The sequence below is a fragment of the Clostridium hydrogeniformans DSM 21757 genome (assembly GCF_000686705.1).
Taxonomy (GTDB): domain Bacteria; phylum Bacillota; class Clostridia; order Clostridiales; family Clostridiaceae; genus Clostridium_Z; species Clostridium_Z hydrogeniformans.
Genome location: NZ_KK366005.1, coordinates 311,875 through 337,221, shown reverse-complemented (window position 1 = coordinate 337,221; position 25,347 = coordinate 311,875). Strand labels below are relative to the sequence as shown.

At 29.0% G+C, this 25,347-nt stretch carries 26 protein-coding genes, 1 tRNA gene and 2 rRNA genes; 21 read left to right on the top strand and 8 right to left on the bottom strand.

The annotated features are described in order from the left end of the window. From BR69_RS0118680 to BR69_RS0118660, 5 genes are all read left to right on the top strand, one after another. Positions 1 to 110: ribosomal RNA gene (locus BR69_RS0118680) — 23S ribosomal RNA — on the top strand; the annotation flags it as partial. A 74-nt stretch (positions 111 to 184) separates the two neighbouring features. Next, a 5S ribosomal RNA gene (gene rrf / locus BR69_RS0118675) occupies positions 185 to 302 on the top strand. 6 nt (positions 303 to 308) lie between these two features. Then, positions 309 to 384: transfer RNA gene (locus tag BR69_RS0118670), tRNA-Lys, on the top strand. A 328-nt stretch (positions 385 to 712) separates the two neighbouring features. Continuing rightward, positions 713 to 1,372 (top strand): tRNA (guanosine(46)-N7)-methyltransferase TrmB, encoded by a 660-nt coding sequence (trmB, locus tag BR69_RS0118665; protein ID WP_027634560.1) that lies wholly within the window; start codon positions 713 to 715, stop codon positions 1,370 to 1,372. A 238-nt stretch (positions 1,373 to 1,610) separates the two neighbouring features. Next, the gene (locus BR69_RS0118660) at positions 1,611 to 2,360 is read left to right on the top strand and encodes an alpha/beta family hydrolase (RefSeq protein ID WP_027634559.1); all 750 of its coding nucleotides are present in this window, start codon (positions 1,611 to 1,613) and stop codon (positions 2,358 to 2,360) included. Between the two features lie 173 nt (positions 2,361 to 2,533). On the opposite strand, the gene BR69_RS21305 is transcribed toward BR69_RS0118660, so the two are convergent. Beyond that, positions 2,534 to 3,217, bottom strand: coding sequence for a helix-turn-helix domain-containing protein (locus tag BR69_RS21305; protein WP_051623690.1), 684 nt, complete (start codon positions 3,215 to 3,217; stop codon positions 2,534 to 2,536). A gap of 557 nt (positions 3,218 to 3,774) precedes the next feature. On the opposite strand from BR69_RS21305, the gene BR69_RS0118650 reads away from it, so the two are divergent. Next, positions 3,775 to 5,112 carry an APC family permease gene (locus tag BR69_RS0118650; protein ID WP_027634558.1) on the top strand — a complete coding sequence of 446 codons (1,338 nt, stop codon included), beginning with the start codon at positions 3,775 to 3,777 and terminating at the stop codon, positions 5,110 to 5,112. A 1,088-nt stretch (positions 5,113 to 6,200) separates the two neighbouring features. Here the strand turns inward: BR69_RS0118650 and ytaF are convergent. Beyond that, entirely contained in the window at positions 6,201 to 6,818 is a 618-nt protein-coding gene (gene ytaF / locus BR69_RS0118645; RefSeq protein ID WP_027634557.1) for a sporulation membrane protein YtaF, read from the bottom strand. A 296-nt stretch (positions 6,819 to 7,114) separates the two neighbouring features. Here ytaF and BR69_RS0118640 point away from each other — a divergent pair, with 296 nt between their 5' ends. From BR69_RS0118640 to saoD, 10 genes are all read left to right on the top strand, one after another. Beyond that, the gene (locus tag BR69_RS0118640) at positions 7,115 to 7,381 is read left to right on the top strand and encodes an ATP cone domain-containing protein (RefSeq protein WP_027634556.1); all 267 of its coding nucleotides are present in this window, start codon (positions 7,115 to 7,117) and stop codon (positions 7,379 to 7,381) included. 1,143 nt (positions 7,382 to 8,524) lie between these two features. Continuing rightward, the gene (gene saoT, locus BR69_RS22230) at positions 8,525 to 8,776 is read left to right on the top strand and encodes a thioredoxin-like (seleno)protein SaoT (RefSeq protein ID WP_240067711.1); all 252 of its coding nucleotides are present in this window, start codon (positions 8,525 to 8,527) and stop codon (positions 8,774 to 8,776) included. Further along, positions 8,773 to 9,864 carry an efflux transporter SaoE gene (gene saoE, locus BR69_RS0118630; protein ID WP_027634555.1) on the top strand — a complete coding sequence of 364 codons (1,092 nt, stop codon included), beginning with the start codon at positions 8,773 to 8,775 and terminating at the stop codon, positions 9,862 to 9,864. The genes saoT and saoE overlap by 4 nt, the downstream gene beginning before the upstream one ends. A gap of 7 nt (positions 9,865 to 9,871) precedes the next feature. Next, the gene (gene saoC, locus BR69_RS0118625; RefSeq protein ID WP_027634554.1) at positions 9,872 to 10,336 is read left to right on the top strand and encodes a Cys-Cys-COOH (seleno)protein SaoC; all 465 of its coding nucleotides are present in this window, start codon (positions 9,872 to 9,874) and stop codon (positions 10,334 to 10,336) included. 99 nt (positions 10,337 to 10,435) lie between these two features. Then, positions 10,436 to 11,524, top strand: a complete 1,089-nt coding sequence (gene saoX / locus BR69_RS0118615; RefSeq protein WP_051623689.1) for an ABC transporter substrate-binding subunit SaoX — start codon at positions 10,436 to 10,438, stop codon at positions 11,522 to 11,524. Further along, positions 11,484 to 12,308 carry an ABC transporter substrate-binding (seleno)protein SaoB gene (gene saoB / locus BR69_RS20870; protein ID WP_239591070.1) on the top strand — a complete coding sequence of 275 codons (825 nt, stop codon included), beginning with the start codon at positions 11,484 to 11,486 and terminating at the stop codon, positions 12,306 to 12,308. The genes saoX and saoB overlap by 41 nt, the downstream gene beginning before the upstream one ends. Beyond that, entirely contained in the window at positions 12,269 to 13,072 is an 804-nt protein-coding gene (gene saoP, locus BR69_RS0118600; protein ID WP_239591057.1) for an ABC transporter permease subunit SaoP, read from the top strand. The genes saoB and saoP overlap by 40 nt, the downstream gene beginning before the upstream one ends. After that, positions 13,072 to 13,881, top strand: a complete 810-nt coding sequence (gene saoA / locus BR69_RS0118590; RefSeq protein WP_027634549.1) for an ABC transporter ATP-binding protein SaoA — start codon at positions 13,072 to 13,074, stop codon at positions 13,879 to 13,881. The genes saoP and saoA overlap by 1 nt, the downstream gene beginning before the upstream one ends. Next, entirely contained in the window at positions 13,881 to 14,558 is a 678-nt protein-coding gene (saoL, locus tag BR69_RS0118585) for a MerB-like organometallic lyase SaoL (protein WP_264328339.1), read from the top strand. The genes saoA and saoL overlap by 1 nt, the downstream gene beginning before the upstream one ends. 107 nt (positions 14,559 to 14,665) lie before the next feature. Further along, positions 14,666 to 14,998, top strand: a complete 333-nt coding sequence (gene saoD / locus BR69_RS0118575; protein ID WP_027634547.1) for a DsrE-related protein SaoD — start codon at positions 14,666 to 14,668, stop codon at positions 14,996 to 14,998. A gap of 360 nt (positions 14,999 to 15,358) precedes the next feature. Here saoD and BR69_RS0118570 read toward each other — a convergent pair whose 3' ends face one another. Then, the gene (locus BR69_RS0118570; protein WP_027634546.1) at positions 15,359 to 15,607 is read right to left on the bottom strand and encodes a hypothetical protein; all 249 of its coding nucleotides are present in this window, start codon (positions 15,605 to 15,607) and stop codon (positions 15,359 to 15,361) included. A gap of 156 nt (positions 15,608 to 15,763) precedes the next feature. Here BR69_RS0118570 and BR69_RS0118565 point away from each other — a divergent pair, with 156 nt between their 5' ends. Together BR69_RS0118565 and rbsK are read left to right on the top strand one after the other, a co-directional pair. Beyond that, complete coding sequence (locus BR69_RS0118565; protein WP_051623686.1) at positions 15,764 to 16,693, top strand: nucleoside hydrolase; 930 nt, start codon at positions 15,764 to 15,766, stop codon at positions 16,691 to 16,693. 12 nt (positions 16,694 to 16,705) lie between these two features. Next, positions 16,706 to 17,599, top strand: coding sequence for a ribokinase (rbsK, locus tag BR69_RS0118560; RefSeq protein WP_027634544.1), 894 nt, complete (start codon positions 16,706 to 16,708; stop codon positions 17,597 to 17,599). A gap of 153 nt (positions 17,600 to 17,752) precedes the next feature. Here the strand turns inward: rbsK and BR69_RS0118555 are convergent, their stop codons facing one another. After that, entirely contained in the window at positions 17,753 to 18,223 is a 471-nt protein-coding gene (locus tag BR69_RS0118555) for a hypothetical protein (protein ID WP_027634543.1), read from the bottom strand. A 614-nt stretch (positions 18,224 to 18,837) separates the two neighbouring features. Here BR69_RS0118555 and BR69_RS0118550 point away from each other — a divergent pair. After that, a complete protein-coding gene (locus BR69_RS0118550; protein ID WP_027634542.1) occupies positions 18,838 to 19,791 on the top strand; it encodes a glycosylasparaginase in 954 nt (317 codons plus the stop codon). Between the two features lie 400 nt (positions 19,792 to 20,191). Continuing rightward, positions 20,192 to 21,145, top strand: a complete 954-nt coding sequence (locus BR69_RS0118545) for a carbohydrate kinase family protein (protein WP_027634541.1) — start codon at positions 20,192 to 20,194, stop codon at positions 21,143 to 21,145. Between the two features lie 234 nt (positions 21,146 to 21,379). Here BR69_RS0118545 and BR69_RS20865 read toward each other — a convergent pair whose 3' ends face one another. The 3 genes from BR69_RS20865 to BR69_RS22030 all read right to left on the bottom strand — a co-directional run bounded on the left by BR69_RS20865 (position 21,380) and on the right by BR69_RS22030 (position 22,719). Then, entirely contained in the window at positions 21,380 to 21,739 is a 360-nt protein-coding gene (locus BR69_RS20865; RefSeq protein ID WP_051623685.1) for a hypothetical protein, read from the bottom strand. Positions 21,740 to 21,981: 242 nt separating this feature from the next. Continuing rightward, positions 21,982 to 22,524, bottom strand: coding sequence for a GNAT family N-acetyltransferase (locus BR69_RS0118535; protein ID WP_034850117.1), 543 nt, complete (start codon positions 22,522 to 22,524; stop codon positions 21,982 to 21,984). A gap of 36 nt (positions 22,525 to 22,560) precedes the next feature. Beyond that, positions 22,561 to 22,719, bottom strand: coding sequence for a hypothetical protein (locus BR69_RS22030; protein WP_162832183.1), 159 nt, complete (start codon positions 22,717 to 22,719; stop codon positions 22,561 to 22,563). Between the two features lie 491 nt (positions 22,720 to 23,210). On the opposite strand from BR69_RS22030, the gene BR69_RS0118525 reads away from it, so the two are divergent. Further along, positions 23,211 to 24,908 carry a M3 family oligoendopeptidase gene (locus BR69_RS0118525; protein WP_051623684.1) on the top strand — a complete coding sequence of 566 codons (1,698 nt, stop codon included), beginning with the start codon at positions 23,211 to 23,213 and terminating at the stop codon, positions 24,906 to 24,908. Between the two features lie 80 nt (positions 24,909 to 24,988). Here BR69_RS0118525 and BR69_RS0118520 read toward each other — a convergent pair whose 3' ends face one another. Continuing rightward, positions 24,989 to 25,180, bottom strand: coding sequence for a DUF4177 domain-containing protein (locus tag BR69_RS0118520; RefSeq protein ID WP_027634538.1), 192 nt, complete (start codon positions 25,178 to 25,180; stop codon positions 24,989 to 24,991). Between the last annotated feature and the right edge of the window lie 167 nt (positions 25,181 to 25,347).

Sequence of the window (25,347 nt, the reverse complement as noted above, 5' to 3'; positions counted from 1 at the left end):
ATAGCGTAAGCTAGTAAGACCCCTTGAAGAACACGAGGTTGATAGGTGAGAGGTGTAAGTGCAGCAATGTATTTAGCTGACTCATACTAATAGGTCGAGGGCTTGACCAATAAATTTACTTAGATATATGGTAAAGAAACTATGTGTAATTTTGAAAGAACAATCTTTCAATTAAATAAAAAGATCTGGTGATGATGCTTCTAAGGGTAACACCCCTTCCCATACCGAACAGGATGGTTAAGCCTCAGAAGGCCGATGGTACTGCTTGGGAGACTGAGTGGGAGAGTAGGAGGTTGCCAGGTTGGTAAGGTTCACTAGCTCAGTCGGTAGAGCACATGACTTTTAATCATGGTGTCCAGGGTTCGATTCCCTGGTGAGCCACCAAAAGCACTTACAGAAATGTAAGTGCTTTTATTTTTGAAAAATTGCTGGTACAAATATTACATAATAATAATTTATCAACAGAAAATGTGATAATAGATGTATATTATCCACAGTTATGTTGATTTAGAAAGCTATTATGTGGATTATTTTAGATAGTTTATTTTAAATTTTACCTTTTAAGGTCATTACCTATATCTATGAAATCAGTATAAAAAATGATATAATATTTCAATGTGTACTCTAGGTTATAGGAATGTAAAATATTGATTGATTTGAATTTAAAAATTTATACATAATAGATAAACTTAAAAATGGAGTGAATTAATATATGAGAATGAGAAAAAAGCCTTGGGCAAGACCAGAACTTGAAGGAAGTCATATTTTCTTAGTAAATCCTAAAGAAAACAAAGGCAAGTGGAAGGAAGTATTTAATAATGATAATCCTATACACTTGGAACTAGGATGTGGAAAGGGCACATTTGTAGCTGTACATGCTGCAGAAAATTTACATAGAAACTATATAGCAATAGATATAAAAGACGAAGTTTTAGTTCTAGCTAAAAGACATACAGAGAAGGAATTTAAAGATAGGAATATTGAGAATATAGATAATGTTAAAATTATGGCTCATGAAATAGGGTTAATAGAAGAACTCTTTGGAGAAAATGAGATATCTCATATATACATAAATTTTTGTAATCCGTGGCCAAAGAAAAAACATAAAAAAAGAAGATTGACTCATCCTAGCTCTTTAAAGAAGTACATAGAATATCTAAAACCAAGTGGAGAGATATGGTTTAAAACTGATGACGATGAACTTTTTAGAGAATCTCAAGAATATTTTACTGAAAGTGGCTTTGTAATAACTTATATAACCTATGATTTACATGAATCAGGATTTAAAAATAATGTTACAACAGAGCATGAGGAGATGTTTACTAGAGAAGGAATAAAGACTAAATTTTTAATAGCTAGGTCTACAAAATAAATATTATCTATTTTATAAAATCTATAATAATTTCAAAAAATTTGTCTTGAGTTATAATCAGGGCAAATTTTTTTATATTATAGTCTAAATGATCTTAAGTAATTTAAAGGAGCAAAGCTTTAATAATAGGTATTAAAAAATTCTTTTTAAATATAATATATTAAGTTGAATATTTTAGATACTAATATATTTAAAATATTTATATGATATAAATTCATTATGTTAAGGGGGAACAGGAGTGAAAAGAAAAAGAAGATTTTTGTTTTATATTACATTTGCTATGGTTTTTTTCTTAATAGGAAGCTATACATATGTTATGAATTATTATAAGGCTGAAGAGGAAACTAGTGCTGTATTTAATAGTAATAATAAGAATTTAGATATAAGTTATAATGAAAAGTATATAAAGCTTTCAAGGGACAACTCTAAAGGGGATACAGGGTTTATATTCTATCCAGGAGGAAAGGTAGAGGAAGAAGCCTATTTAAACTTTATGAAAAAAATAGCTTATAATGGATATGATGTTTTTTTGGTTAAGATGCCTTTAAGGCTGGCAGTATTAGATAAAAATAGGGCTGATGAAGTACTTAAGGACAATCCTAATATATCTAATTGGGTAATAGGTGGACATTCATTAGGAGGAACAATGGCAGCTAGTTATGCTAAGGATAATGAGAAAATAAAAGGGCTTGTTCTATATGGGGCATATCCAAGTGATGGGGTAGACTTAAGTGAAAGTTCTATTAAGGTTCTTTCCATATGGGGAAGTAAAGATAAGGTAGTAGATAGTGATAAAATGAAAAATAGTAAAAAATTATTACCTAAGAATACCCTTATCCACGAAGTAAATGGAGCAAATCATAGTGGTTTTGGAAACTATGGAGTTCAAAAAGGGGACGGAGAAGCTACAATAGATAAAAATAAGCAACAAGATATATCAGTGGAATATACAATTAATTTAATAGATTCATTAGTTAAAAGTAAATAAAAGTTTATCCCAAGATTTTTTCACCACTATTTCTAAGGTTATTTAAGAAAAACTTTAAAGTATAATTTAATATTATATTGTTCTAATCATTAAAATAGTAAGTTAATAGTATTTTAATGAGGATTATAATAGATAATTAAACCAGGTGAATATTATATCTTCACCTGGTTTAATTATTTATTACTAACAGTACGTTTATATTCATTAGGAGAATATCCAGTAAATTTTTTAAAAATTGTTGAGAAGTAATTCTGATTTTTAAATCCACATACACTGGAGATATAACTCAAGGTATAGTTAGAGTTACTTAATAAATTTTTAGACTTATCCACCCTTAAAAGATTTATATAATAAGTGAATTTAAAGCCAGTTTTCTTGATAAATAGGGAAGACAGATAGTTTTTGCTAACAAATATATCCTTTGATATTATATCCAAGGTAAGAGGCTTTTCTAAGTTAGCTTCAATGTATTCAATAGCCCTATTAATTATTACGTTTTCACAACTAAAAGATATACTTTTTATAACTTCACCATAGGCAACAATCATATTAATTCCTAAGTCCATAAGATCTTTTATTTCACTTAGATTTTCTATTTTATTTATAAATTCATTACAGTATTTTTTTAATTTACAGCACTTAATACTATCAGTAGACATACTCCTACTTATAGAAACATTTAAACATATTAAGTGATTTTTTAGTGATCTTAGATATTGTCCATTTCCTAAGTCTTCAAACATATTAACATTAAAGTTATCATTGAAGGCAGTTTTAGCTCCTTCTATATCAAAGCTTTTTAATTTAAAACATATATCATCCTCGATGGAAAATTGATAATCACATTTATTATCCATAAAAATAATTTTATTATTGATGGTACCACCTCTCTCCGTAAATCGAAATCATGTGAAAATGATTATCAATACTATTATATATGAAAATTCATATTTAATCTAGTGGAAGGATGGAATGTTTTAATAATAATATACAAATTCAAGAAATTAAAAATTATTATATCAAATTACTTTTTATAATAATGCAAAGCAATTTAATATAATAATTCCTTTAGTTATTTTATATGATTTATAAAATATATGAATATGTTGTATTTTTATAGAAATTAGTAAGTAGGGTAGGTATAATTTATGACTTTTAAAATAATCATAAAAATATGTATAAATAATAGAACTTATATTTAAACAAATACATATTAATATTGTTAAATAAAAGACAAAGAGTAAATTAATAGAATTAAACATTAGTTATCTACCAAATTATTCTTATTTTAATTATCAAAGTTATAATCATATAAAACTTATGGTTTTATTATAGAACAATTAGATGATATTATAGATATAAAGACAAATATTAGAATATGTCTTTATATTTTAAGGAGAGGTGGAATTAACATATGAAGGATGAGAAGCACATAAGTCTTGAGAGAAACTTAAGCCTTTTTGATGCAATAACAATTGTAATTGGAATGGTTATTGGATCAGGAATATTTTTTAAACCCTCAATAGTTTTTAAGAATGCGGGGAGTCCATTTTTAGGGGTGCTTGCATGGGCCGTAGGAGGCCTTATAACCATGGCATCAGGACTTACTATAGCAGAAATTGCTTCAGCTATTCCTAAAACAGGAGGAGTATTTGTATACATAAAGGAGCTCTATGGCGAAAGACTAGCATTTTTATTTGGGTGGGTACAATCTGTTATATATACCCCAGGTGCTATAGCGGCTTTAGCAATAGTATTAGTAACTCAGATAACAGCATTCATACCATTAAGTAATATTCATCAAAAGTTACTAGCTATGTTTTTTTTAGTCTTTGTTTCATTTTTAAATATAGTCTCATCAAAGCTTGGAAGTAAGATACAGGGAATAGTAACTATAGCTAAACTCCTACCAATAGCAATAATAATAATTTTAGGTTTTTTAAAGGGAACTGCAACAGGAGATGTAAAAATCCTTGAAACAACTTCATCTTTAACAGGATTTGGAGCAGCTATGCTTGGAACCTTGTGGGCATATGACGGATGGGTGAGTGTAGGAAATATGGCGGGTGAGTTAAAAAACCCTAAAAAAGATTTACCTAAATCAATAATTTTGGGGCTATCACTAACTATAATAGTATATGTTTTGATAAATATTGCCTTAGTTAAAATACTTCCAATGGATTTAATAATATCCTCAGAAAAGCCGGCATCAGATGCGGCAGTAGTTCTTTTTGGGGCCACAGGTTCTAAATTTATATCTATTGGTATATTAATATCTATATTTGGAGCATTAAATGGATACATTATGACTGGAGTAAGAATACCATATGCTATGGCAAGGGAGGGGCTAACACCTTTTAGTAAGTTCTTTGGAAAAATAGATAAGAGATTTGGAACACCTTTAAACGCTTTCTTAATAGAAATAGGATTAGCATGTTTATATGTTCTATCTGGATCATTTAATATGTTAACTGATCTTGTTATGTTTGCCCTATGGATATTCTTCACTATGACTGTAGCAGGAATATTTATATTAAGAAAGAAATTTAAACACTTAGAGAGAGGGTATAAGGTTCCATTATATCCTATAATACCACTAATAGGGATAATAGGGAGCTTATATATACTTGTAAGCACATTAATAACTAATACATCTTATGCAGTGTATAGTGTAATAATAACGTTAACAGGAATTCCTGTTTATTCATATTTAAAAAAGCATAGGAATAATAAAGGGAGTAATGCAGCTTAAAGAAGAATTTGATAAGGTTAATTAATATATTTAAATATTTGAGTTAAATAAAAAAATAAGATTTTGAAATATATCCTATAGTATATACCTTTATAAGGTGTATACTATAGGATTTTATTTTTATAATAACTTATAGATTTTAAAACATAGGCACAAAACATTAGATATTAATAAGAAAATAATATACATAGAAATTGAATCATTCAAATAAAGTTTTGATTATATAAGACTTTTGAGATTAATAAAATACGTATTTTTTACCTGATGGCTATAATCTTTAAAACCCCCATCCTGGTTTAAGGTGTGGATAACAGTTGCCACAACCCTAGATGAGCTTATCTAACCTTCAGATGGTGGAAAGAACACCACATGAAGGAAGATTCGTTCTATAAAAAAAAGGCTATCACACGTGTGATAGCCGAGTTCCTTCAAATCTATATTAAATTTGAAGGGGGTTGTTTAAACGTCAAGGAGTTTAAATTTATATATATATATTTTTGGCTGGCATGTATGACTAGATTATTTTTAAACATAACCTAATCAAGTATATATTACCATATTATTTTAATGAACACAACAAATACATAATATTAAAATTCAAATGATGATTTTTAAATATAATTCTAATAATTATTAAGATTCTCAAAGAAACCATATATGTATTAGCAACTTTTCAAATAAAGTCTCTAAATTTGAAAAAATACTTTAAATGTAAATTAATTATAGTTCATAATTTAAAACATATTATTAGATAAAATGAAAAAAAATTTTGGATTGATTCTATATTATTTATATATTTAACAACCAAAGAAAATCCCCTTTATGTTAGGGGATTTTATAATTAAATACTTTAATTAAAGGAGTGTTAAAGCAAATAAAAAAATAACATAAATATAATATACAATATTAAGAAAAGAGGAATTTTAATATATACTATTCTTCAAACAATGAAATTGTTACACATATTATATGACTTAAGGTAAGTAGGCAGTGTATTAATATCTTAGTTAGTGATGTGAAGCTACCACTCCTTTAATTACGATTCAATTTGAGTAAAATCATATCTAAATTAAGATATGGTTTATAAATTAAAAAAATAGTTGAAATACAGCTAAGGCTAATATTAAAATCCCTGAGAATAAACCACTATAATTACCAAGATATTTTGAAAGAAATTTTTTACCTATAAAAAATCCTATTAAAAAGCATATCATACCTATCAGAAAGGTAAGTAGAGTAGCTGTTAAAGGATTTATTCCAGTTATACTAGCACTTATACCAAGTCCTAGATTATTAAGACTTAAAGCTATAGAAAGACAGATACATTCCTTAGTATCTATGGATTTAGAATTATCTGTGTCGGCTATAGATGGGTTACCTAGTATATTTTTATAGTTACATGTCTCACTGGGTAGTTGAATCTTTGTATCTTTCACATCCTTTTTATAAAAGAATGATATTATAAACCATAATCCTATGAATATAAGAAGTATAGAGCCTATAGCATTAGCTAAGGTCTCCGTAAGAAAAGTAGATAAAAAATACCCTAGGATCATAGAAATTAGAGTACCTAAAGCAGTTATTAGAGATATTATAGTAATATTTTTTAAACTCACTTTAATGTTATCAGAACCATAAGCTACACCTACAGATAAACTGTCTAGGCTAGCTGAAATCGCAAGAATTAACGCTGAAAAAAAACTCATAGCTCCTCCTTAGTAAGAAATACTTCAATATTAAATATATTAAATTACTAAAAAAGTGTTACATGGTGAAAATAACCTTTAAGAAAGATATATAAGTATGGCTTAAGTAGTATTGAAGTAAGGATGCTATGTGAGACTAGATAAATATAGCACTAAAGATATGGATATATTTATAAATTAATAAAATATATCCAGAATTAAACTAAAAATTATAAAAAATTAGAAATATTTGAAAATTATTTAGTTATGTTGTATAATCATTTTGACTATTGGTTAATGTGAAAGGGGTCCATGCGATGAAAATCATTAAGAGAAGTGGTAAGTTAGAAGATTTTAATATTAACAAAATTAGAGTCAGTATAGAAAATGCTTCTGCAGATGCACGTTGTCCATTAAATGAGAGTGACGCTAAAGTAATATCTAGTGAAATTGCAAAGAGTATAGAAAAAATAAGAACTGAAAAAACATCTAGCCACGAGGTATTTGGAGCTACGATTAGAACTTTAAGTTCCATGGGGTTTAGTAAAATAGCATTAGAATATGTTAAGTATTCCTTTGTATAATAGTAAGACATAAATTAAAAATAGTACAAACTATACCCTATAGGATAAATTGTAATTATTAGGTCATATATTTTATTGGTATAGTAACAGTATAAATTTGTTTAGTATGTTTTAGTAATTAAAAGGTATATTTTTAAAAGTTTAAAATAAAAAACACTATTAATTCATAAGTTATGATGAATTAATAGTGTTTTTACGTTTTCTATACAAATAAAACCCTCAAAAAAGTAAAATAATGCTGGAGCACAACCAGCATTATTTTGGAATTATTGTGAAGGATGTTATCTTATTGCACAAATGAGCTCTAAGCTCAATACAATTATATAACAATTAGATGGAAAGAAAAAGAATTATTATGTCGAATTAACAAAAAAGTAACTAGTTGTTTCGATTGTTTCTGACATTAATATTTAAAAAAACATAAATGAAACAAATGGAACAAAAATATTTTTAAACAAATATATGGATTTTAGTGAATAAAAGGAATATATTTCTATATCCTATTTAAAGTAAGCCAAAGATGCAAAATAGAGGTGAATAAGTTGAAATAGAGATTATTATTTGAATTTAGGGTTCCAATACTAAAACATAAACTATATTTATATGTAGATATTTAAAGTTAGTAGATTTTTATTTGGAGATAGAATAAGATTTACACTATGAAACCTATAGGATAAATAAAAAACCAGTACAAATAAATTAGTATAATAGTTAGATTATCATATTAAGTGGGATGGAATTTTACGAGTTAGGATTTCCTATTTAGAAAGTTATTATAAGGAGAGTAAAATTATTTATGTGAAAATTATGTAGAAAGGACCTTAAACTATATTTTGTAAGAAAATGAGAAATTTAATTAAAGCTAATATTTTAGATGAATTCTACATGAAAATATAATGTTTGTTAAAAATATATGCCTTTAAATAATAAATTAATAAATGCATTTAGAATTAAAATCAATAAATGCTAGTTAATAGAAAAAAACTATTAATCAATTTTATACTATTATGTAGAAAAAACAACATATTTACCTTACTATATTTATGGATGTAAAAGTTTTCCCTATTTTGTAGAGAAAAAGAATTTATTTAAATATTATTCTATAAAATGTATAAATTTGTTATTTATTTAAAGGAGGAAGTTATGAAGAAGGCTACCCTAGAATTTATAAATGCTTGTGCTTGATGTAATGTTTATACTTCCTTAGTTGAAGGATTAGGAGAGGAATATAGGGACAAGGTTCAAGTGAAGATATATAAAGTAGGAAAGGATTTTGAATATATAAGGAAATACGGCCCTGTTATGAAAAGTATTTTAATTATAAATGAAAAAAAGAAAATAGAAAATGTAAATAGAGATACTATAAGAAAGGCTTTTCAGGAGGCAGCATTATGATTTTACACTTTATAAAAACATCACTTCTATCATCAGTTACAATACTAAATGGTTCCTCAATCTGGATTGTATTTAGTTTTCTTTTAGCTGGAATACTTAGAAATTTAGTATCACCAGAAAAGTTTCAAAAACTTTTAGGAAATAAGAAGATGTCATCTATATTTAGAAGCATATTTTCATCTTTACTACTTCCAGTTTGTAGTTGTGGAACTTTTCCTCTAGCCATAAGTATGTATTATTCAGGAGCGTATTTAGGTCCAACCCTTGCATTTTTAACAGCTAATCCAGTTATGAATCCTATTGCAATTATATTAAGTTATGGGCTCCTAGGACCTAAAATCACCATAATATATATTTTGACAGGACTTATACTTTCTATATTAGTAGGAGTTATAGCCAATAATTTTTCAGGAAAAGAATTATGTATTAATAATGAGATGGAAGACAGTATTGTATTAGAAGTGGAAGAGGAAAAAATATCAGTTTTTGATAAGATAAAGTCAGGTATACTATGGGCATTTCAGGATTTATCTATTATTGTAAGCAAGTATGTGGTTATTGGAATGATATTAGCAGGGTTCATACTTACTTTTGCTCAGTATAATAGGGTGCATGCAATTCTATCAAATCCTAATATGATGTCTCTTGGAACTGTAGCAGTACTTGCAGCTATAATGTATGTTTGTGCTGTAGGGCATATACCATTTGTAGCAGCACTTATAGCAACAGGGGTTGCACCAGGAGTTGCTATAACATTTCTAATGGCAGGAGCTGCAACAAATCTACCAGAGCTCTTAAGCCTTTATAAGATAATAGGAAAAAGATCTGTAATTATATATTTTCCTATTATAGTTACTGGATCATTTTTGGGAGGATATATAGCGAATTTAATCTTACTTCCAGGATTTAAGCCAGTTATGGATTTTGACAGGGTAAGTAATTCTCTAAGCACCGCAAATAAACTTATTTTTACTGCTCCACATTTTGTGAAGGTTATATGCACCATAATAATAGTATGTATTGGAGTGTTAGCTATTATAAGAGACTTAAAAGGAAAATATGTGGCATATAAGGCTAAGGAGATGTAGCATTACTATGAAAAAATTTAAGGGTATATATTTCTTTATCTTTATTATATGTTTAAGTTTTCTAGGCTGTGGAGATAAGGAAGAGGTTACGGAAAAGGTAGCAAATATAAAGGAAAAAGAATTACTGGAGTTTTTTAATAAAAATGTAGAGGGGAGCAAGATAATAGTTGCAAAGGAAGATGACATTAATGGAGATGAACTTAAAGATCTAGTGGTTATATATAATAAGGATAATGAAAGCCAGATGGTAGTTGTAATTAATAAAAGTAATAGAGAGTATAAGTTATCGGATGTACATAAGGCTCCTAAGGAAAATCAAGATATACAGTTTAAGAATATTGATGATAAAGATCCTATGGAGTTTATAGTTTCAGGGTCTAAAAATGGGGCAGTGGGATATGCTATTTTTAGGTTAGAGGGGGATAAGGTTATAGATTTATTTGGAGATGGCATGGAGGATTGTTGTTCTTAAAAACTATATTAAGGCTAAGAGCAATCCAATATTTTTAGTAAGAAAAGATTATATAGTATATAAACTTTAGAAAAATAAATGATTTTAGGGGGAATATAAATGAATAAAAAATTAAAGCTAATGACAACTATGGCGGCTATTAGTGTCATGGTATTAGGTATTTTTTCCGGATGTGCTAAGGGGAAGGAAGAGAAAGCTAGTAGTGATTACACAATAAAGATAGGGTATTATAATTGTGATCATATGACAGCAGGGCCTATTGCAAAATCAGCAGGAATATATGAGAAGATGGGATTAAAAGTTGACATGACAGGTAATGGAAAGGTTCCACAAGCTATGTCAGCAGGACAAATGGATGCAGGATATATATCTATATCAGGGGCATTAAACTCTCCAAAGAATAATGTGCCTTTAGTTCTTGGAGCTAATAATCATGAGGGTGGCTCATATTACTTAGTAGTATCTAATGATGTTAAAGACCCTAAGAATTTACTTGGAAAGACTCTTGGTATAGGGTCAAAACCACAGGAAGATTTATCTTGGCAAACTATATCTAAGTCTTTAAGTATTTCACAAGAGGGTAAGGACTATGATGCTATAAACATGAATAGTGATAAAGATGCTTATTTAGCCTTAAAGTCAGGACAAATAAAAGGATATACAGCTTGTGACCCTTGGGCATCTATGGCTGAGTATGAGAACACAGGAAAAATAATGTATGAGTATAAAGGACCAGATAATAAACCAGGAATATGTTGTGCATTTACTTTAAATAAGAACTTTATAAGTGAACATAAAGACTTAGCAGAAAAGCTAGTTAAGGCTCATGTAGAGGCTGTTAAATATATGTACGAGCATCCTGTTAAGTCAGCTAAAATATTTGCAGAAACATATATGGTTCCAGAAGAGGTTGCACTTATGACCATATATAAAAAGACTGCAGAAATAGGTAGAACTATTACATGGGAAGTGAAGCCAGATAATATTAGAAGAGAGATTAAAGCTCGTCAAGAAGTAGGCTCCATAGATGGCAATGTAAAATATGAAGATATAATAGATAAAGATTTCTTAGAAAGTGTAAAGGTTGATAACTTTGATGACTTTATAAAGGATAAAGTAGAGAAAAACTTCCCATTAGGAATGAAATATGAGGACTGGAAAGTTAAAGCAACAGAAATTGACAAATAATCTAAGAAAAACATTAACTTTTATAATATTAATAGGAGCATTAGTTTTAGGTTTCTATCTGCCAAAGGAAGATAAAAAGAAGGAGATAACCGTAGCGGCAGGAGATGATACTTCAGGAATAGTTATAAATTATATGCTAAAGAACAAGAAGTTTAATGGCAAAGTTCTAAAGGATATAGAGGGACTTACTATGAATGATTGCTGAAGTAATAATACTCAATGGGCATTGAGTTCAGATAATATTGAAATAGCAATTCTTTGTAGTAATGCAGCTAAGGACTTTACGGAGAATAATAAAGATTTTGTTATAGTTGGAACAGTGGTTAAAAATGCAGATGTAATAGTATCAAGAACTGATGTGCCTAAAACCATAGGGGTAAGTCAAAATAGGTTTAATAAACTTAATTTAGTGAATAAAAGATACAAGGATAATATAAAACCAGTATTTTTATTAAATAATATTCTTCCTTATGCTTTAGAAAAAGGAGAAGTGGATGCTATTATACTAGATAGTAAAAATGCTATACTCCTTCAAGGTGATAAGGAAGGAACCTATAATATAAATGGAGATTACGACTCCTATGATATGGTTGTTAATAAAAAATTTTTAGAAAGTAATGATTATAGAGAATTTATAGAAACTTATAATGAGTCCATAGAAGACCTTAAATATGATGAAAAATTATATGAGGCTTTAAGGCTTATGTATAAAGAAGGAGAATTCACAGAAAGGAGCTTTGACCTATGGAAAGAGTGGAATATAAAGCTTCAAAAATTGCATTAGGAAAGAATAAGGTGAAGATAAAGGAAGCTATTTATAAAGTAGCATTATTCATATTTTTAATTATAGCTTGGAAGGTTGCAGCTAATTATTACAATAATCCTTTACTCCTTCCATCTCCTGAAGCAACTTTTAAAAGATTTATAGAAAATGTAAAAAATCCAGAGGTAATAAAGAATATATCTATAACCTTGGGTAGAGTTCTAAAGGGATTTGGATGGGCTCTGCTTATAGGACTACCTATAGGTTTTATTATGGGAGTATCAAATCTTGCTAATAAGCTTATAGGAGGAATAGTTGATTCTGTAAGGCAGGTTCCTATAATGGCTTGGGTCCCTCTTACTATAATATGGTTTGGTATAGGGGATGGCCCTACTGTATTTCTTATAGCTTTTTCAGGGATATTTCCTATAATACTAAATACTATTCAGGGGGTTAAAAATATATCCCCAGAATATTATCATGCAGCTAGAAGTATGGGAGCAAGCTATTTTAGTATTTTTAAGGACATAATTGTGCCAGCATCTATACCAGATATACTAACAGGGTCAAGGATAGCCATAAGTAGTGGTTGGATGTCTGTAATATGAGCGGAGTTTATAGCTACGAGTGCCGGTCTTGGTTACTCTATGGTAGAAGCTCAAACAAGGATGCAATCAGATTCTCTTATTGCTCTTATGTTTTTAGCAGCTTTTGTAGGGTTCTTTATAGATAGAACTCTTCAATTTATAAATAGAAGCCTCACTAAATGGAGGTATGTAAAATAATGAAGGTAGTTATTGAAAATATAGATAAGGTTTTTAAAAATAATAATAATATTAAAGAGGTTCTTAAGGATATAAGTTTTAATGTAAATGAAGGACAATTTGTATCCTTACTTGGTCCATCAGGATGTGGAAAAACCACCTTACTTAGCATAATAGCTGGTTTTCAAGATGCCACAGAGGGAAAAATATTAGTAAATGGGTTAGAGGTTAAAAAACCAGGCCCTGATAGGGGATTTATTTTTCAAAACTATGCATTATTTCCTTGGATGACAGTTAAGGATAATATATTATATCCTATGAAACAGCAAAAGATATCTAAGGAGAAGAGAAAGGAAAGACTTTCAGAACTTCTTAAGATGGCTCATTTAGAAGGTAATGAACATCTATATCCTCATCAAATATCAGGAGGGATGAAGCAAAGGACTGCTGTTATAAGGGCACTAGCTTGCAAGCCAGAGGTGCTTTTAATGGATGAACCTCTTGGAGCTGTAGATTTCCAGATGAGACAAATACTTCAAGAAGAACTAGAGGCCTTATGGCTTCAAGATAAGACTACAGTAATAATGGTAACCCATGATGTGGATGAGGCTGTTTACATGAGTGATAGGGTTATTGTAATGTCTACTGAAAGTGGAAAAATTATAGGAGATTTAGAAATAAATCTTAAAAGACCTAGAAATAGAGAAGACTTAGAGTATGAGTCCTATAAGGCTAAGCTTACAAGTATTTTAAAGGACGCTCTAAACTATGATAAAAAAGACAAGGAAATAGAAAGAAAAGGGATTAACAAAGGGGAGCAAATAGTATAATGAATGCACTATTAGAAGAATTTCATATCTTGAATAAGTACTCTGTAGAGGACTTTTATGTAGATAGTATATACTCAAGAATGAATAGGGAAGAGGAAAGACTTAGAAGGTTTTTTATGGACTACATAATAGATAATAAGTGTAGTTTTAAACTAGATAATATAAACAATTATTTAGGAGCACTAGATATAAAGGAAAGTAATGTAGGGGAAATTATTAAAAACTTAAGAGATAAAAATGGAATATATGTAGAAGATAATGAGGTGGCTTTTGTATATCCGGTATCATCTAAGCCTACTAACCATCGAGTTTATTTAGAAGATGGAAGAGAATTATATGCTATGTGTGCCATAGATTCTATAGGGTGCAGCTTTACTTTTAATAAGGATGTTTACATAAAGTCCTCTTGTAGTCATTGTGGTGAAAAAATTACTATTTCAGTTAAAGCTGGAGAAATAGTTGATCATTCTCCAGAAGACATACATATATTACATGTAAATACCAATAAATTTAAAGATTGGGGTACAAGCTGCTGAAACATAATGAATTTCTTCTGTAAGAAGAGTCATTTTGAGGATTGGGTCAAGGAAATGGATTTAGATAAAAATATTTACTTTAAACTTAATGTTAAAGAAGCTATAGATGCATCTAAGATGATATTTAGGGTAGATAAATAGTTTTCTTAGCAGAGTGATTTTATAATTATCTAAGGGATAAAGATTAATAAGGTAAAATAGAGTAATTTAAATATTACAATAAATAAAAAATAAGGGGGAAAAATAAAATGAAGGTGGCTTATGTTATAAGTTCAGATAACTGTAGAACAATACTTAGGGATATGATTATACCTCAAATAGAGGAAGGAATACATGGGGCAGACGTAGTTGGAATGTTCTTTGTTTTTGACAATACATATCTTTTAACTGAAGGTAGTGACATAGGGGATAGACTACAAAAGATTCATGAAAAAACAGGTATGGTAATGCTTGCTTGTGATAAGTGTGCTATAGAAAGAGAAATTGATGATAAGTTAGTTGAAGGGGCAGCTATTGGATGTTTCCCTATATTATATGCAACACTTAATTCAGTTCAGGTAGATCATATTATAACCTTATAATTGAGCCTATAGGCTTTTGGTATAAAATATTAACTTATTCATTAAAAGTATTCCTGATTTACATTGTTTTAGCCATAAGTATAAATTGATTTTTGAATTAAAAGCCCTATAAGGTGTTATTTAAATTGAATACTGAATATAGTATTAAGGTTTTATTTAATATTTAGTTAAATAAGAGCAGATTTAAATAAAATAGAAGGTTATGTGATATAAATAAAAATCCTCTAGATATAATACTAGGGGATTTTTATTTATTATTACATATTACTAATATAACACGTTGTGCTAGTTAGAATTTTCTACGTAAAAAAATTAATATAGATATTTTGTGGTTAATATGTAATAAGCAAAATAAGATAATTAGTCGAACTTCATATTAGGGTTAAGTTCAGCAGGGGTTCTCCATTCTATCCCAGCTTCTTCCTTAAGTATTTTCTTTTTCTCTTGCCATATTAAGTGACAGCAGCCTTTAGAAGGTATAGTATGTCCTTTTTTTCTTAGACGTCTTATAGCCTCATCTTCTGCTTCTTTTATTACTAAGGAAAAACCAGGAAGGTTTTCTAAAGGATCTTTATTTATAGGAAATATGTCCCCAAATATATCTCTCATAAGCTCTTTCCTCCATTATTAAAAAACTTTATTTATTAAGACAATTATACATTATTATAAATATAATTATAATAAAATATTGAAAATTCATTTACTTTAATATTTTGTCATGGGAAAATATACATGTAACTTAAGATTATATAAGGAGGAAAAATTATGAAAAGTATTATAATTGACTGTGATCCAGGCCTTGATGATGTGGTGGCATTATTCCTAGCATTAGCTAAGGAAGATAAGGTTAAAGTTGAAGCAATAACCACTGTAGGTGGAAATCATATATTAGATAATGTTACAAGAAACACTTTGTCAGTTCTAGCTCTTATAAAGAAAAAAATAAGAGTAGCAAAGGGTGCAGAAGGACCAATTATGAGGGATCTTACCATAGCTTCAGAGGTTCATGGAAAAAGTGGACTTTCAGGTCCAAAGTATATTCCAGAACCTTTATATAAAGAAGATGATAAAAGCGCTGTAGAGGTTATGAGAGAAATATTAGAAGCATCAAAAGAAAAGATTAGTATAGTGGCTACAGGACCTTTAACCAATGTGGCAATGTTTTTAAAAACCTATCCTAGATTAAGAGAAAAAATTCAGGTTATTTCTCTTATGGGGGGATGTTCAAAAGGTGGAAATGTAACTCCATGTGCAGAGTTTAATATATATGTAGATCCAGAAGCAGCTCATATAGTATTTAATTCAGGAGTACCTATAGTTATGAGTGGACTTGATGTTACCCATAAGGCTCAAATAATGAGGGAAGAAATAGAAGAATATAAGGATAAGGGAGTAGTACATAATTTCTTTGCAGAAATGATAGGTTTTTATATAGAAACAAGTAATGCTTTAGGATTTGAAGGATGTACCCTACATGATCCTTGCGCGGTAGCTTATTTACTAAATCCAGAACTATTTAAGGGTAAGGATGCTTTAGTTCAAGTTGAAACTAAGGGAGACCTTACAAGAGGAATGACAGTGGTAAACTTTAAATCTAAGACACCAAATACTAAGGTACTTATGGATATAGATAGAGAAAAGTTTATGGAACTTATAAAAGAAGCCATAGAAACCCTTGAGGATCGGATTAAGTAAAGGAGTGATAGAGTGAAAGTTGTTGTAATAGGTAGTATAAATGTAGACTATTGTGTAAACCTAAACAGGCTTCCTAAAAAAGGAGAGACCTTAATGGCTAAGGACTTTAATATATATCCAGGTGGAAAGGGAGCCAATCAAGCTGTTGCAGCTTCAAGACTTGGGGGAGAGGTATCCTTAATAGGGGCTGTGGGAGAAGAGAGTGATGGAAAATGGATGAAAGAACTCTTGATAAAGGACGGAATAAATATAGAAGGTGTTAAAGAGGTATCAAAGCCCACTGGAAAGGCCTTTATAAATATAACTGATGATAGGGATAATAGGATAATAGTATATCCAGGAGCAAATGAAAGTGTAACAACTAGCCATGTAAAGGGTAATGAGGAAATAATAAAAAATAGTGATATACTATTAACACAGTTAGAGATACCTATAGACACTGTCATATATTCAATAAAGTTAGCTAAGTCACTAGGTAAGAAAGTAATACTTAATCCAGCACCAGTTAGAGATTTGCCACAGGATATTTATAAATATATAGATATTATTACTCCAAATGAAACTGAGCTTTATGAGTTAATTGGAATGGAAGATATAGAAGGCGGAGCTAGGAATTTATTAGAAAGAGGAGCAAAGGCTGTTATAGTTACCCTTGGCGAAAAGGGATGTATGTATTTTAGTAATGATGAAGTTAAGGGTCATGAAGCCTTTAAGATTGAAGCAGTAGACCCAACGGCAGCTGGAGATACATTTAATGCAGCAATAACCATAAATATAGATAAGGATATGAAAGAAGCTATAACTTTTGCTAAGGCAGCAGGGGCATTAGCTACAACAAAACATGGAGCACAAAGCTCTATACCAACAAAGGAAGAAGTTGAAGAATTTTTAAAAATTAGAGAATAGCTATAGAGTATTTTAATTATAGATTAAGTCATATAGATAAGCATAAAGCTGTTAAAGTTTAAGTAATTTAGCATTACTAGAAGTTATATAATAAAAAAAGAAATTATATATCTAGGAGAAGGTTAAGTATCTTCCCTTTATATATAATTTCTTTTATTCTAATGCCTCAATATAAGGTAAATCACCATTATATCTTACCTTAAAGGTTAGTTTTTTGTTATCATAAGAAAATAATCTAGAATGTTCATTTTTTACATCAATTGAATAGTTCATATATACATAATATAAGGTATTATCATCCTCATCTTCTTTTTGATTTAATTCCTCTAGTTTAAAGTCTATCTTTAAGGATTTAGTATCAATTGTATTACTTAAGTCTGGATGATTATAAACATTTATAAGATTAAAAACATCTTTAGACATATAGGGTGACATAGAATCATTAAAGCCTTCAGTATAAAGAAATGCATCATTTACTACATCATAAATATTTACAAGTCTCACAGCTCCATTGGAGGCTGTATCATCCTTATGAAAACCTGAAAATCCTGAATTAAGGAATAAAATTATACTTATAACTATAGCTATAACAACTAAGGAAATAAATAAACGAAGTCCTTTCAAGTACAGTACCCCCTAAATATAATTAAAAATTTAATCATATATAAATAATTAAAATAATTTATATATATTAATTATAAAGGAAAAATGTAAAATTTAAAACATAAATATAAAGAAATTTATAAAAATATTAATAAATTTTATATAAAGAAATAATTGTTAAATTCGTAAGCTAAATATCTATATTATAAAATTCTATAAAAAATTTAAGTTGGAGTATAAAAAATCTATTTTAAATATGTATAAATTTATAATATAGGAAACTATTTTACATATAAAGTATTATATAACATTACCTTGAAAAAAGAGTTTAGTTCACTAAATATTCACAAGTAATATATTATTTTATTAAAGATAGAATAAGATTTTATAAGTTAATTCTTAAAATAAGAAAAGTGAAAATACAAAATGTAGAAAAATGTTGAACATAATATATAAAGTTAATAGTATAACAATGTTAAAATTTAATTGTTAAGAGAGACAGCTAGTGTTACTATAATGCATCAATATAGAATTTGTATGAATTTATATTCTATGATAGTCAAGATTTAAAAGGTTTAAAACATACAGTTTTAATGTTAAAAATAAAGGGATTAATAGAATGGGGGATGATATTAATGAGTTGGGGAATAATTGCTACATGGAGAATGGCTTTAGAAGGTATTGAGGTATCTTCAGAAAAAATTTCAAAAGGTATGTCAGCAGGAGATATAGTTGAAAGTGTAGTTAAAGCTGTTGAGGATTATCCTTTATATAAGTCTGTAGGATATGGAGGTCTACCTAATGAGAATTGTGAGGTAGAACTTGACGCAGCTTTTATGGATGGAAATAGTTTATCTATAGGGGCTGTGGCTGGAATAAAAGATTTTAAGAATCCAGTATCCATGGCTAAAAGGTTAAGTGAGGAGAAATATAATTGTTTTCTAGTAGGCACGGGAGCAGAAGAGTATGGTGATGAAAATGGATTTGAAAGAAAAAATATGTTAACAGAAAGAGCCATAAGCTTTTATAATAAAAGAAAAAAAGCTATTAAGGAGAAAGGGCTAAGTCCTTATGATGGACATGACACTGTAGGGGTAGTAGCCTTGGATATAGAAGGTACTATGGCAGTAGCTACATCTACTAGTGGACTTTTCATGAAAAAAAGAGGAAGAGTTGGAGATTCTCCAATTTCAGGTTCAGGATTTTATGTAGATAGTAATATAGGAGGAGCTGCAGCTACAGGTCTTGGAGAAGATTTAATGAAGGGATGCGTATCCTATGAAATAGTAAGGCTCATGGGAGAAGGGCATAGTCCTCAAGATGCGGCAGATAGAACTATTATGAAGCTTAATAATGAGCTAATTAGAAGAAGAGGATATGCAGGAGACTTATCAGTAGTATGTATGAATAATAAAGGGCAGTGGGGAGTAGCTACTAATATAAAAGAATTTACTTTTTCTGTTGCAACCAGTAATGAAAAACCAAAGGTATATATTACTAAAAATTTAGAAGGTAAAACTGTATATGAAGAGGCTGATGAGGAATGGCTTAAGGGATACATAAAGAAAATTAATAAAAAAGTAGAATGAAAATTAAATAGATCTTTATTAATTTATACTACCGCTAAATTTTATAGCGGTTTTTTTATCATCAAAAATTTAAATTATTAAATTTATTATATTAAGCAAATATATAAAAATGGGCTTATGATTTATAAATTCATTTTTGTGAGAGTCAATCCATGAATATAAGGGTTAAAAATTGATAACTTTTATTTTAGAAATTTATTTATATATTTCAATAATTTTAAGTTTTAAGTATCATAATAAGTAGGTAATCAGCTTATTCGCTTAGGGGGATAATGAAATATATGTAAGACTTACCTAGAAGTTATATAATTTAATATCACAAAATGCGACAAAATACCTTTAAAAAAGTTAAAAATATGTTAAAATAAAAGGGTTAATATTTCGGAAGGGTGGATATTTTATGGATAATCATAAAGATGCATATGCATTAGTGCTAGGCGCATCCATAGTAGATATATTTGGATTTTGTGAGGCTACCTACAGCCATTGTAATTCTACTCCAGGATCAATAAAGATGTCTTTTGGTGGAGTATGTAGAAATATTGCAGAGAATATGGCTAGGGTTGGAGTTAATACAAAATTTATTTCTATATTAGGAAATGATGAAAAAGGAAAAAGTATGCTAGAACATTCAAGAATGATGGGATATAACATGGATGAATCACTAATTCTTGAAGATGGAGCTACGCCTACATATTTAGCTATATTAGATCATAAGGGTGAGATGGTGTCAGCAGTTGTAGATATGGATAGTATAAATAAGCTTTCACCAGAGTTCATAGATTCTAAGGCTACAGTTATTGAAAATGCTGAATATACAATTTTAGATTCTGATAATCCAGTGATCTTAGGCTACATATTAAATAAGTTTAAAGGTAAGACTAAGTTTGTTTTAGACCCTGTATCTGCATGTAAGGCAGCTAACATAAAACATTTAATAGGTAACTTCCATACCATAAAGCCTAATAGATACGAGGCTGAAGTTTTAGCTGGATTCCCTATTAAAAATGATGAAGATTTAAAGAAGGCCTCAGATTATTTCCATGGTCTTGGAGTAGAGAAGATTTTTATAAGTTTAGATGAAGATGGAATATACTTTTCAGATGGAGAAAAGAGGGGAAAGTATAAGGTTAATAATGTACCAGTTGTAAATGTAACAGGAGCAGGAGATGCTTTTGTAGCAGGACTTGCTTATGGTTATATTAATGGACTAAGTATAGAAGATACTGTGGTATTTTCCATTGCTATGTCAACAATAACTATAGCTCATGAGGAAACCATAGATCCTAATATGAACTTAGACTTAGTTAATAGAAATATAGAAGAATTAAGTTGGACTAAGATAGATTATTAGTACATAAAAACACTATAAACTATAGAAGATTTTTTACTAAGGATAGTATTAAACTTTTTAAAAGTTAAGTACTAGCATATTAGTATTAGAACTTCTAGGTTCATAGTGTTTTATTTCTATACTATGTTAAAGAATACTATTGATTTTATAATATTTTTCAAAGTAGATTCTGACAGGTCCATGGACTCTTTATATAAATATTATTTATTAGACAAGTTACCTCTATTATTAGAATTAATCTAAATATATGTCTAGAAAAGAGGTTATTTTTCCATCTTCATGGCACTTATCTAAGACACCAAACTCTGGGTCATAAAATTTGCTTTTGTAGTGTAATACCCAATGAGAATAATTTGGCATATGAACTGTAAGTATGCTTACATCTGAATATTTTGGATTGGCTTTTGAGATTCTTTTGTTCCTTTCTGCATGTTTTATTCCATAGTAATCTAAAGCCTCTATTAATTGACCTATACTTGTAGGACCTTTTGTTTTCATAGTCCTAATAACATCTTCAATAGGAAAATCTGAGAGCATAGAAATACATGCTTGTCCGCATGTTTGGAAGGTTGGCTGCTGTACATACCTAATCATTTCTTATCCTCCTTGCATTTGTATCTTGGTATTTCACAATTATTAAATAATTTGATTGGAATTATATAAGTTCTAATAACCTTTTGAGGAGAATTTATTTCTAATACAATCATATAATATTACTTTAATTTTTATAAATCTTTAAGTCATCTTAAAGCTAAGGTATTGAAAATTATATCTTATAAACCCCTTAGGAAATCTTAAGCTTTAGTAGCTAAGATAAGATTTTTATGGAAAAGAAGCTATACGTTAGCGTATTCCGATTTTAGCATTCCATATAAGTACATATCAAAACGTTTACTATCCCTATAAATATAATCCCTATAGGATCCTTCTCTTTTAAATCCTAGATTCTCATAAAGCCTTATAGCAGCTAGATTATACTCAAAGACAGTTAATTGTAACTTGTGAAGATTAAGTTCATTAAAAGCAAAGTCTAGGGCTAGGTTCATTGCCTCAGTTCCATAGCCTTTTCCCCAATTTTTAGAGTCACCTATTGCAATAGAGATCCATGAAGTACCATTGTTGTAACTAATTCCATCTAACTCTAAATATCCTATAATTTCATTTGATAATATATCTCTTATAGCTAGTCCAATAGAAGTAGGTGAGTTTTTAACTTCATCGAAAATTTTAGTTATTTCTGTAGGACTTTTAGGTATAGATGGTTCAGATGAATATAATCTTAAGAACTTAGTGTCCTCATACCAATGAGTAAATGCTTCTATATCTTCATCTCTTAGGTAAGTCAATTTAAGTTTATTTCCTTTTAATAATTCTCTCATAATATTAGTCTCCTTTAATATCAACCCTAATTTACATTATTTCATAAGTAGGTAATAAATAACATAAAGCCAGCTAAATAAACCATGAATAATTGCCCAAAGCACTGACTGATTTAAACTCCAGGATATAGTTATAGCAAGACATGAGCCAAAGGTAATTCCAGATTTTATAGTGGTTTTTTTATAACTATCCATACTCGTACATATACCTCCTATATAGACTTATAGAAATGATTAGGTATAAGTCATTAAACTTTATGCTTATAATAAGGTGATTTTTAAAACTTATCTTAACAGATATTTTACCATATATATGAAATAATGCTAGTGAATAGATAAAGGTTTAATATATTAAGTTTTAGGTACAGGTAAGATAGGTTGATGGTAGTGGTATTTTTAGAAGTTTAGTTTTAAATATTTAAATTAAAAAGTATATAGCGTTCAAAAATTAATTATCAAAGAAGTTTATTTACTTAATTATAGGGAGATTTATAAAAAAATTCTGTGCTATAACAGAATTTAGCAAAAAACTAAGAATATGATTTATACTTTTGAATAAAAGATTTACAATAGATATAAAAGTATTAAAATTTAGGTTATATACTACGGATAGGATTAAGGACTTAAACATATATATAATATGACAATATTAAGAAGAATTTTCATTATAGAAAGGGGAGAAAAAAGTGGATAGAAATGCTTTAAAGGATATCGTATTTAGTGAGGATGGAGCCAAGGAGTTAGAGGGAGTTTTAAAGAACTTTATTGAAAGAGAAATAACTAGTGTAGAAGAATTAAAACAATGGATATGTGACTATGATAAAATAAGCAGCTGCATAAGTGAGAGATTTTCAAGAAACTATGCTGACTTTAATTCTTATAACAATAATAAGGATATAAAGAAAAAATATGATTATGATAATGAAATATTAATTCCATTAGTTGATAAATACGAGGATAAGATTAATAGATTTGTGGTAGAAAGTCCATTTAAAAAAGACTTAGAGCCTTATTATGATTTAATGATTAAGAGAAAAGAAAACTCTATGGAAATCTTTAGAGAAGAAAACATTCCACTAGGAGTAGAGGAAAATAAGTATGCCACAAAATATTATGAAATAACAGGAGCAATGACAGTAGAATTTAAAGGAGAGGAGAAGACTCTTCAACAAATGGCTCCTTATATGGAAAGTGAAGATAGAGAGATTAGACGTGAAGCCTTTGAACTTGTAAATAGAAGAAGACTTCAAAATAAGGAAGAACTAGATGATATAATGGATAATCTTATAAAGATAAGACATAATATAGCGTTAAATGCTGGATTCTCTAGCTATAGAGATTATATGTTTAAGGCAATGGAAAGATTCGATTATACTCCAGAGGACTGTTTTAACTTCCATGAAGCGGTTAAAAAGTATGTAGTCCCATTAAAGGAAGAGGTTGAAAAAGAACATAAAAAGAGATTGGGGGTGGATGATTATAAACCTTATGATTTATCAGGAACTCCTAAGGGAGAGAAGCCTTTAAGACCTTTTGAAACTATAGATGAGCTTATAGATGGGGTTACTAGAATGTTTAATAGAACTGACCCTTATTTTGAAGAGGTTATGAAGCTTATGAAGGGTAAAAATACCTTAGAGCTTGAGAGCAGAAAAAATAAATCCCCAGGTGGATTTTGTGATTTCTTTAAACTATCAGAGGTGCCATTTATATTTATGAGTACTTCAAACACCCAAGGTGATATGGCAACCCTTTGTCATGAGGGAGGACATTCTGTTCATGCCATGTTATGCAAGGATATAAAGGTTAGGGAGTATAAGGATACTCCAAGTGAAATAGCAGAGCTTGCTAGTATGTCCATGGAGCTTTTAACTATGGATAAGTGGGAAGAACTCTATAAAAATGAGGAAGATTTAAATAGAGCAAAGAGAGAACACTTGGAGGGCATTATTACCTTCCTTCCATGGGCTATGGTAGTGGATAAGTTCCAACATTATCTATATACAAATCCTAATGCATCTAAGGATGAAAGAAATAAAGAATTTAAATCTATAGCTAAGGAATTTGTTGCAACTTATGTAGATTGGGACGGTTATGAAGATGAGTTACTTCACATGTGGAAGAGACAGCTTCATATATTCGAAGTACCTTTCTATTATATTGAATATGCCATAGCACAATTAGGAGCTCTTCAGGTATATGGAAATTATGTAAATAATAAAGAAGAGGCTATAAAGAGTTATAAAAGGTCATTAGAATTAGGTTCTTCTAAAGGACTTAAGGAACTTTATGATGAGGCTTCTATAAAATTTGATTTTAGTGAAAATACAATAAAAGAACTTATGGAATTTATAAAATCAGAGTTAAATAAGGTAAGTAATTAATATAGACTTTAAAGTTATATTGTATATATAAAAAATCCTCCTAAAGCATTGGTTTTAGGAGGGAATAAAGTTTATTCAACTTACTGAGAAATCTTTTTTTCAAATATAAGCTCAAAATAACTGGAAGAACCATAAGCACCAACAGAGGGAGAAAATATTTGAACAAGCCTAAAACCTTCCCTGGCATGGTTTTCTATTATTTCATGGTAATCTTCCTCAGGTTTTAATGTGAAAGATTTTAAATCGATTCTAACAAATTTATATTGATACAAGGTGTACCTCCTAGAGTATTATTAGTTTCTTTATATATTATGCTAAGAAATACAGGTTAATTAATAAATCTATTATTATTTAACATGGAATAAAAATATTATAAATAGGAGTAATAATTGTTAAGATTTAACCTAATTATAGTAAAATTTATAGCATAAATAGATTT

What these genes read in the sequence shown, in the direction of transcription:
- BR69_RS0118640 (WP_027634556.1), top strand. Translation starts at nt 7,115, where the DNA reads ATGAAAATCATTAAGAGAAGTGGTAAGTTAGAAGATTTTAATATTAAC.
- saoX (WP_051623689.1), top strand. Translation starts at nt 10,436, where the DNA reads ATGAATAAAAAATTAAAGCTAATGACAACTATGGCGGCTATTAGTGTC.
- BR69_RS0118650 (WP_027634558.1), top strand. Translation starts at nt 3,775, where the DNA reads ATGAAGGATGAGAAGCACATAAGTCTTGAGAGAAACTTAAGCCTTTTT.
- BR69_RS0118570 (WP_027634546.1), bottom strand. Translation starts at nt 15,607, where the DNA reads ATGAGAGATATATTTGGGGACATATTTCCTATAAATAAAGATCCTTTA.
- BR69_RS22030 (WP_162832183.1), bottom strand. Translation starts at nt 22,719, where the DNA reads ATGGATAGTTATAAAAAAACCACTATAAAATCTGGAATTACCTTTGGC.
- BR69_RS0118550 (WP_027634542.1), top strand. Translation starts at nt 18,838, where the DNA reads ATGAGTTGGGGAATAATTGCTACATGGAGAATGGCTTTAGAAGGTATT.
- saoC (WP_027634554.1), top strand. Translation starts at nt 9,872, where the DNA reads ATGAAAAAATTTAAGGGTATATATTTCTTTATCTTTATTATATGTTTA.
- saoD (WP_027634547.1), top strand. Translation starts at nt 14,666, where the DNA reads ATGAAGGTGGCTTATGTTATAAGTTCAGATAACTGTAGAACAATACTT.
- ytaF (WP_027634557.1), bottom strand. Translation starts at nt 6,818, where the DNA reads ATGAGTTTTTTTTCAGCGTTAATTCTTGCGATTTCAGCTAGCCTAGAC.
- saoE (WP_027634555.1), top strand. Translation starts at nt 8,773, where the DNA reads ATGATTTTACACTTTATAAAAACATCACTTCTATCATCAGTTACAATA.
- trmB (WP_027634560.1), top strand. Translation starts at nt 713, where the DNA reads ATGAGAATGAGAAAAAAGCCTTGGGCAAGACCAGAACTTGAAGGAAGT.
- BR69_RS0118545 (WP_027634541.1), top strand. Translation starts at nt 20,192, where the DNA reads ATGGATAATCATAAAGATGCATATGCATTAGTGCTAGGCGCATCCATA.
- BR69_RS0118565 (WP_051623686.1), top strand. Translation starts at nt 15,764, where the DNA reads ATGAAAAGTATTATAATTGACTGTGATCCAGGCCTTGATGATGTGGTG.
- BR69_RS0118535 (WP_034850117.1), bottom strand. Translation starts at nt 22,524, where the DNA reads ATGAGAGAATTATTAAAAGGAAATAAACTTAAATTGACTTACCTAAGA.
- BR69_RS20865 (WP_051623685.1), bottom strand. Translation starts at nt 21,739, where the DNA reads ATGATTAGGTATGTACAGCAGCCAACCTTCCAAACATGCGGACAAGCA.
- saoA (WP_027634549.1), top strand. Translation starts at nt 13,072, where the DNA reads ATGAAGGTAGTTATTGAAAATATAGATAAGGTTTTTAAAAATAATAAT.
- BR69_RS21305 (WP_051623690.1), bottom strand. Translation starts at nt 3,217, where the DNA reads ATGGATAATAAATGTGATTATCAATTTTCCATCGAGGATGATATATGT.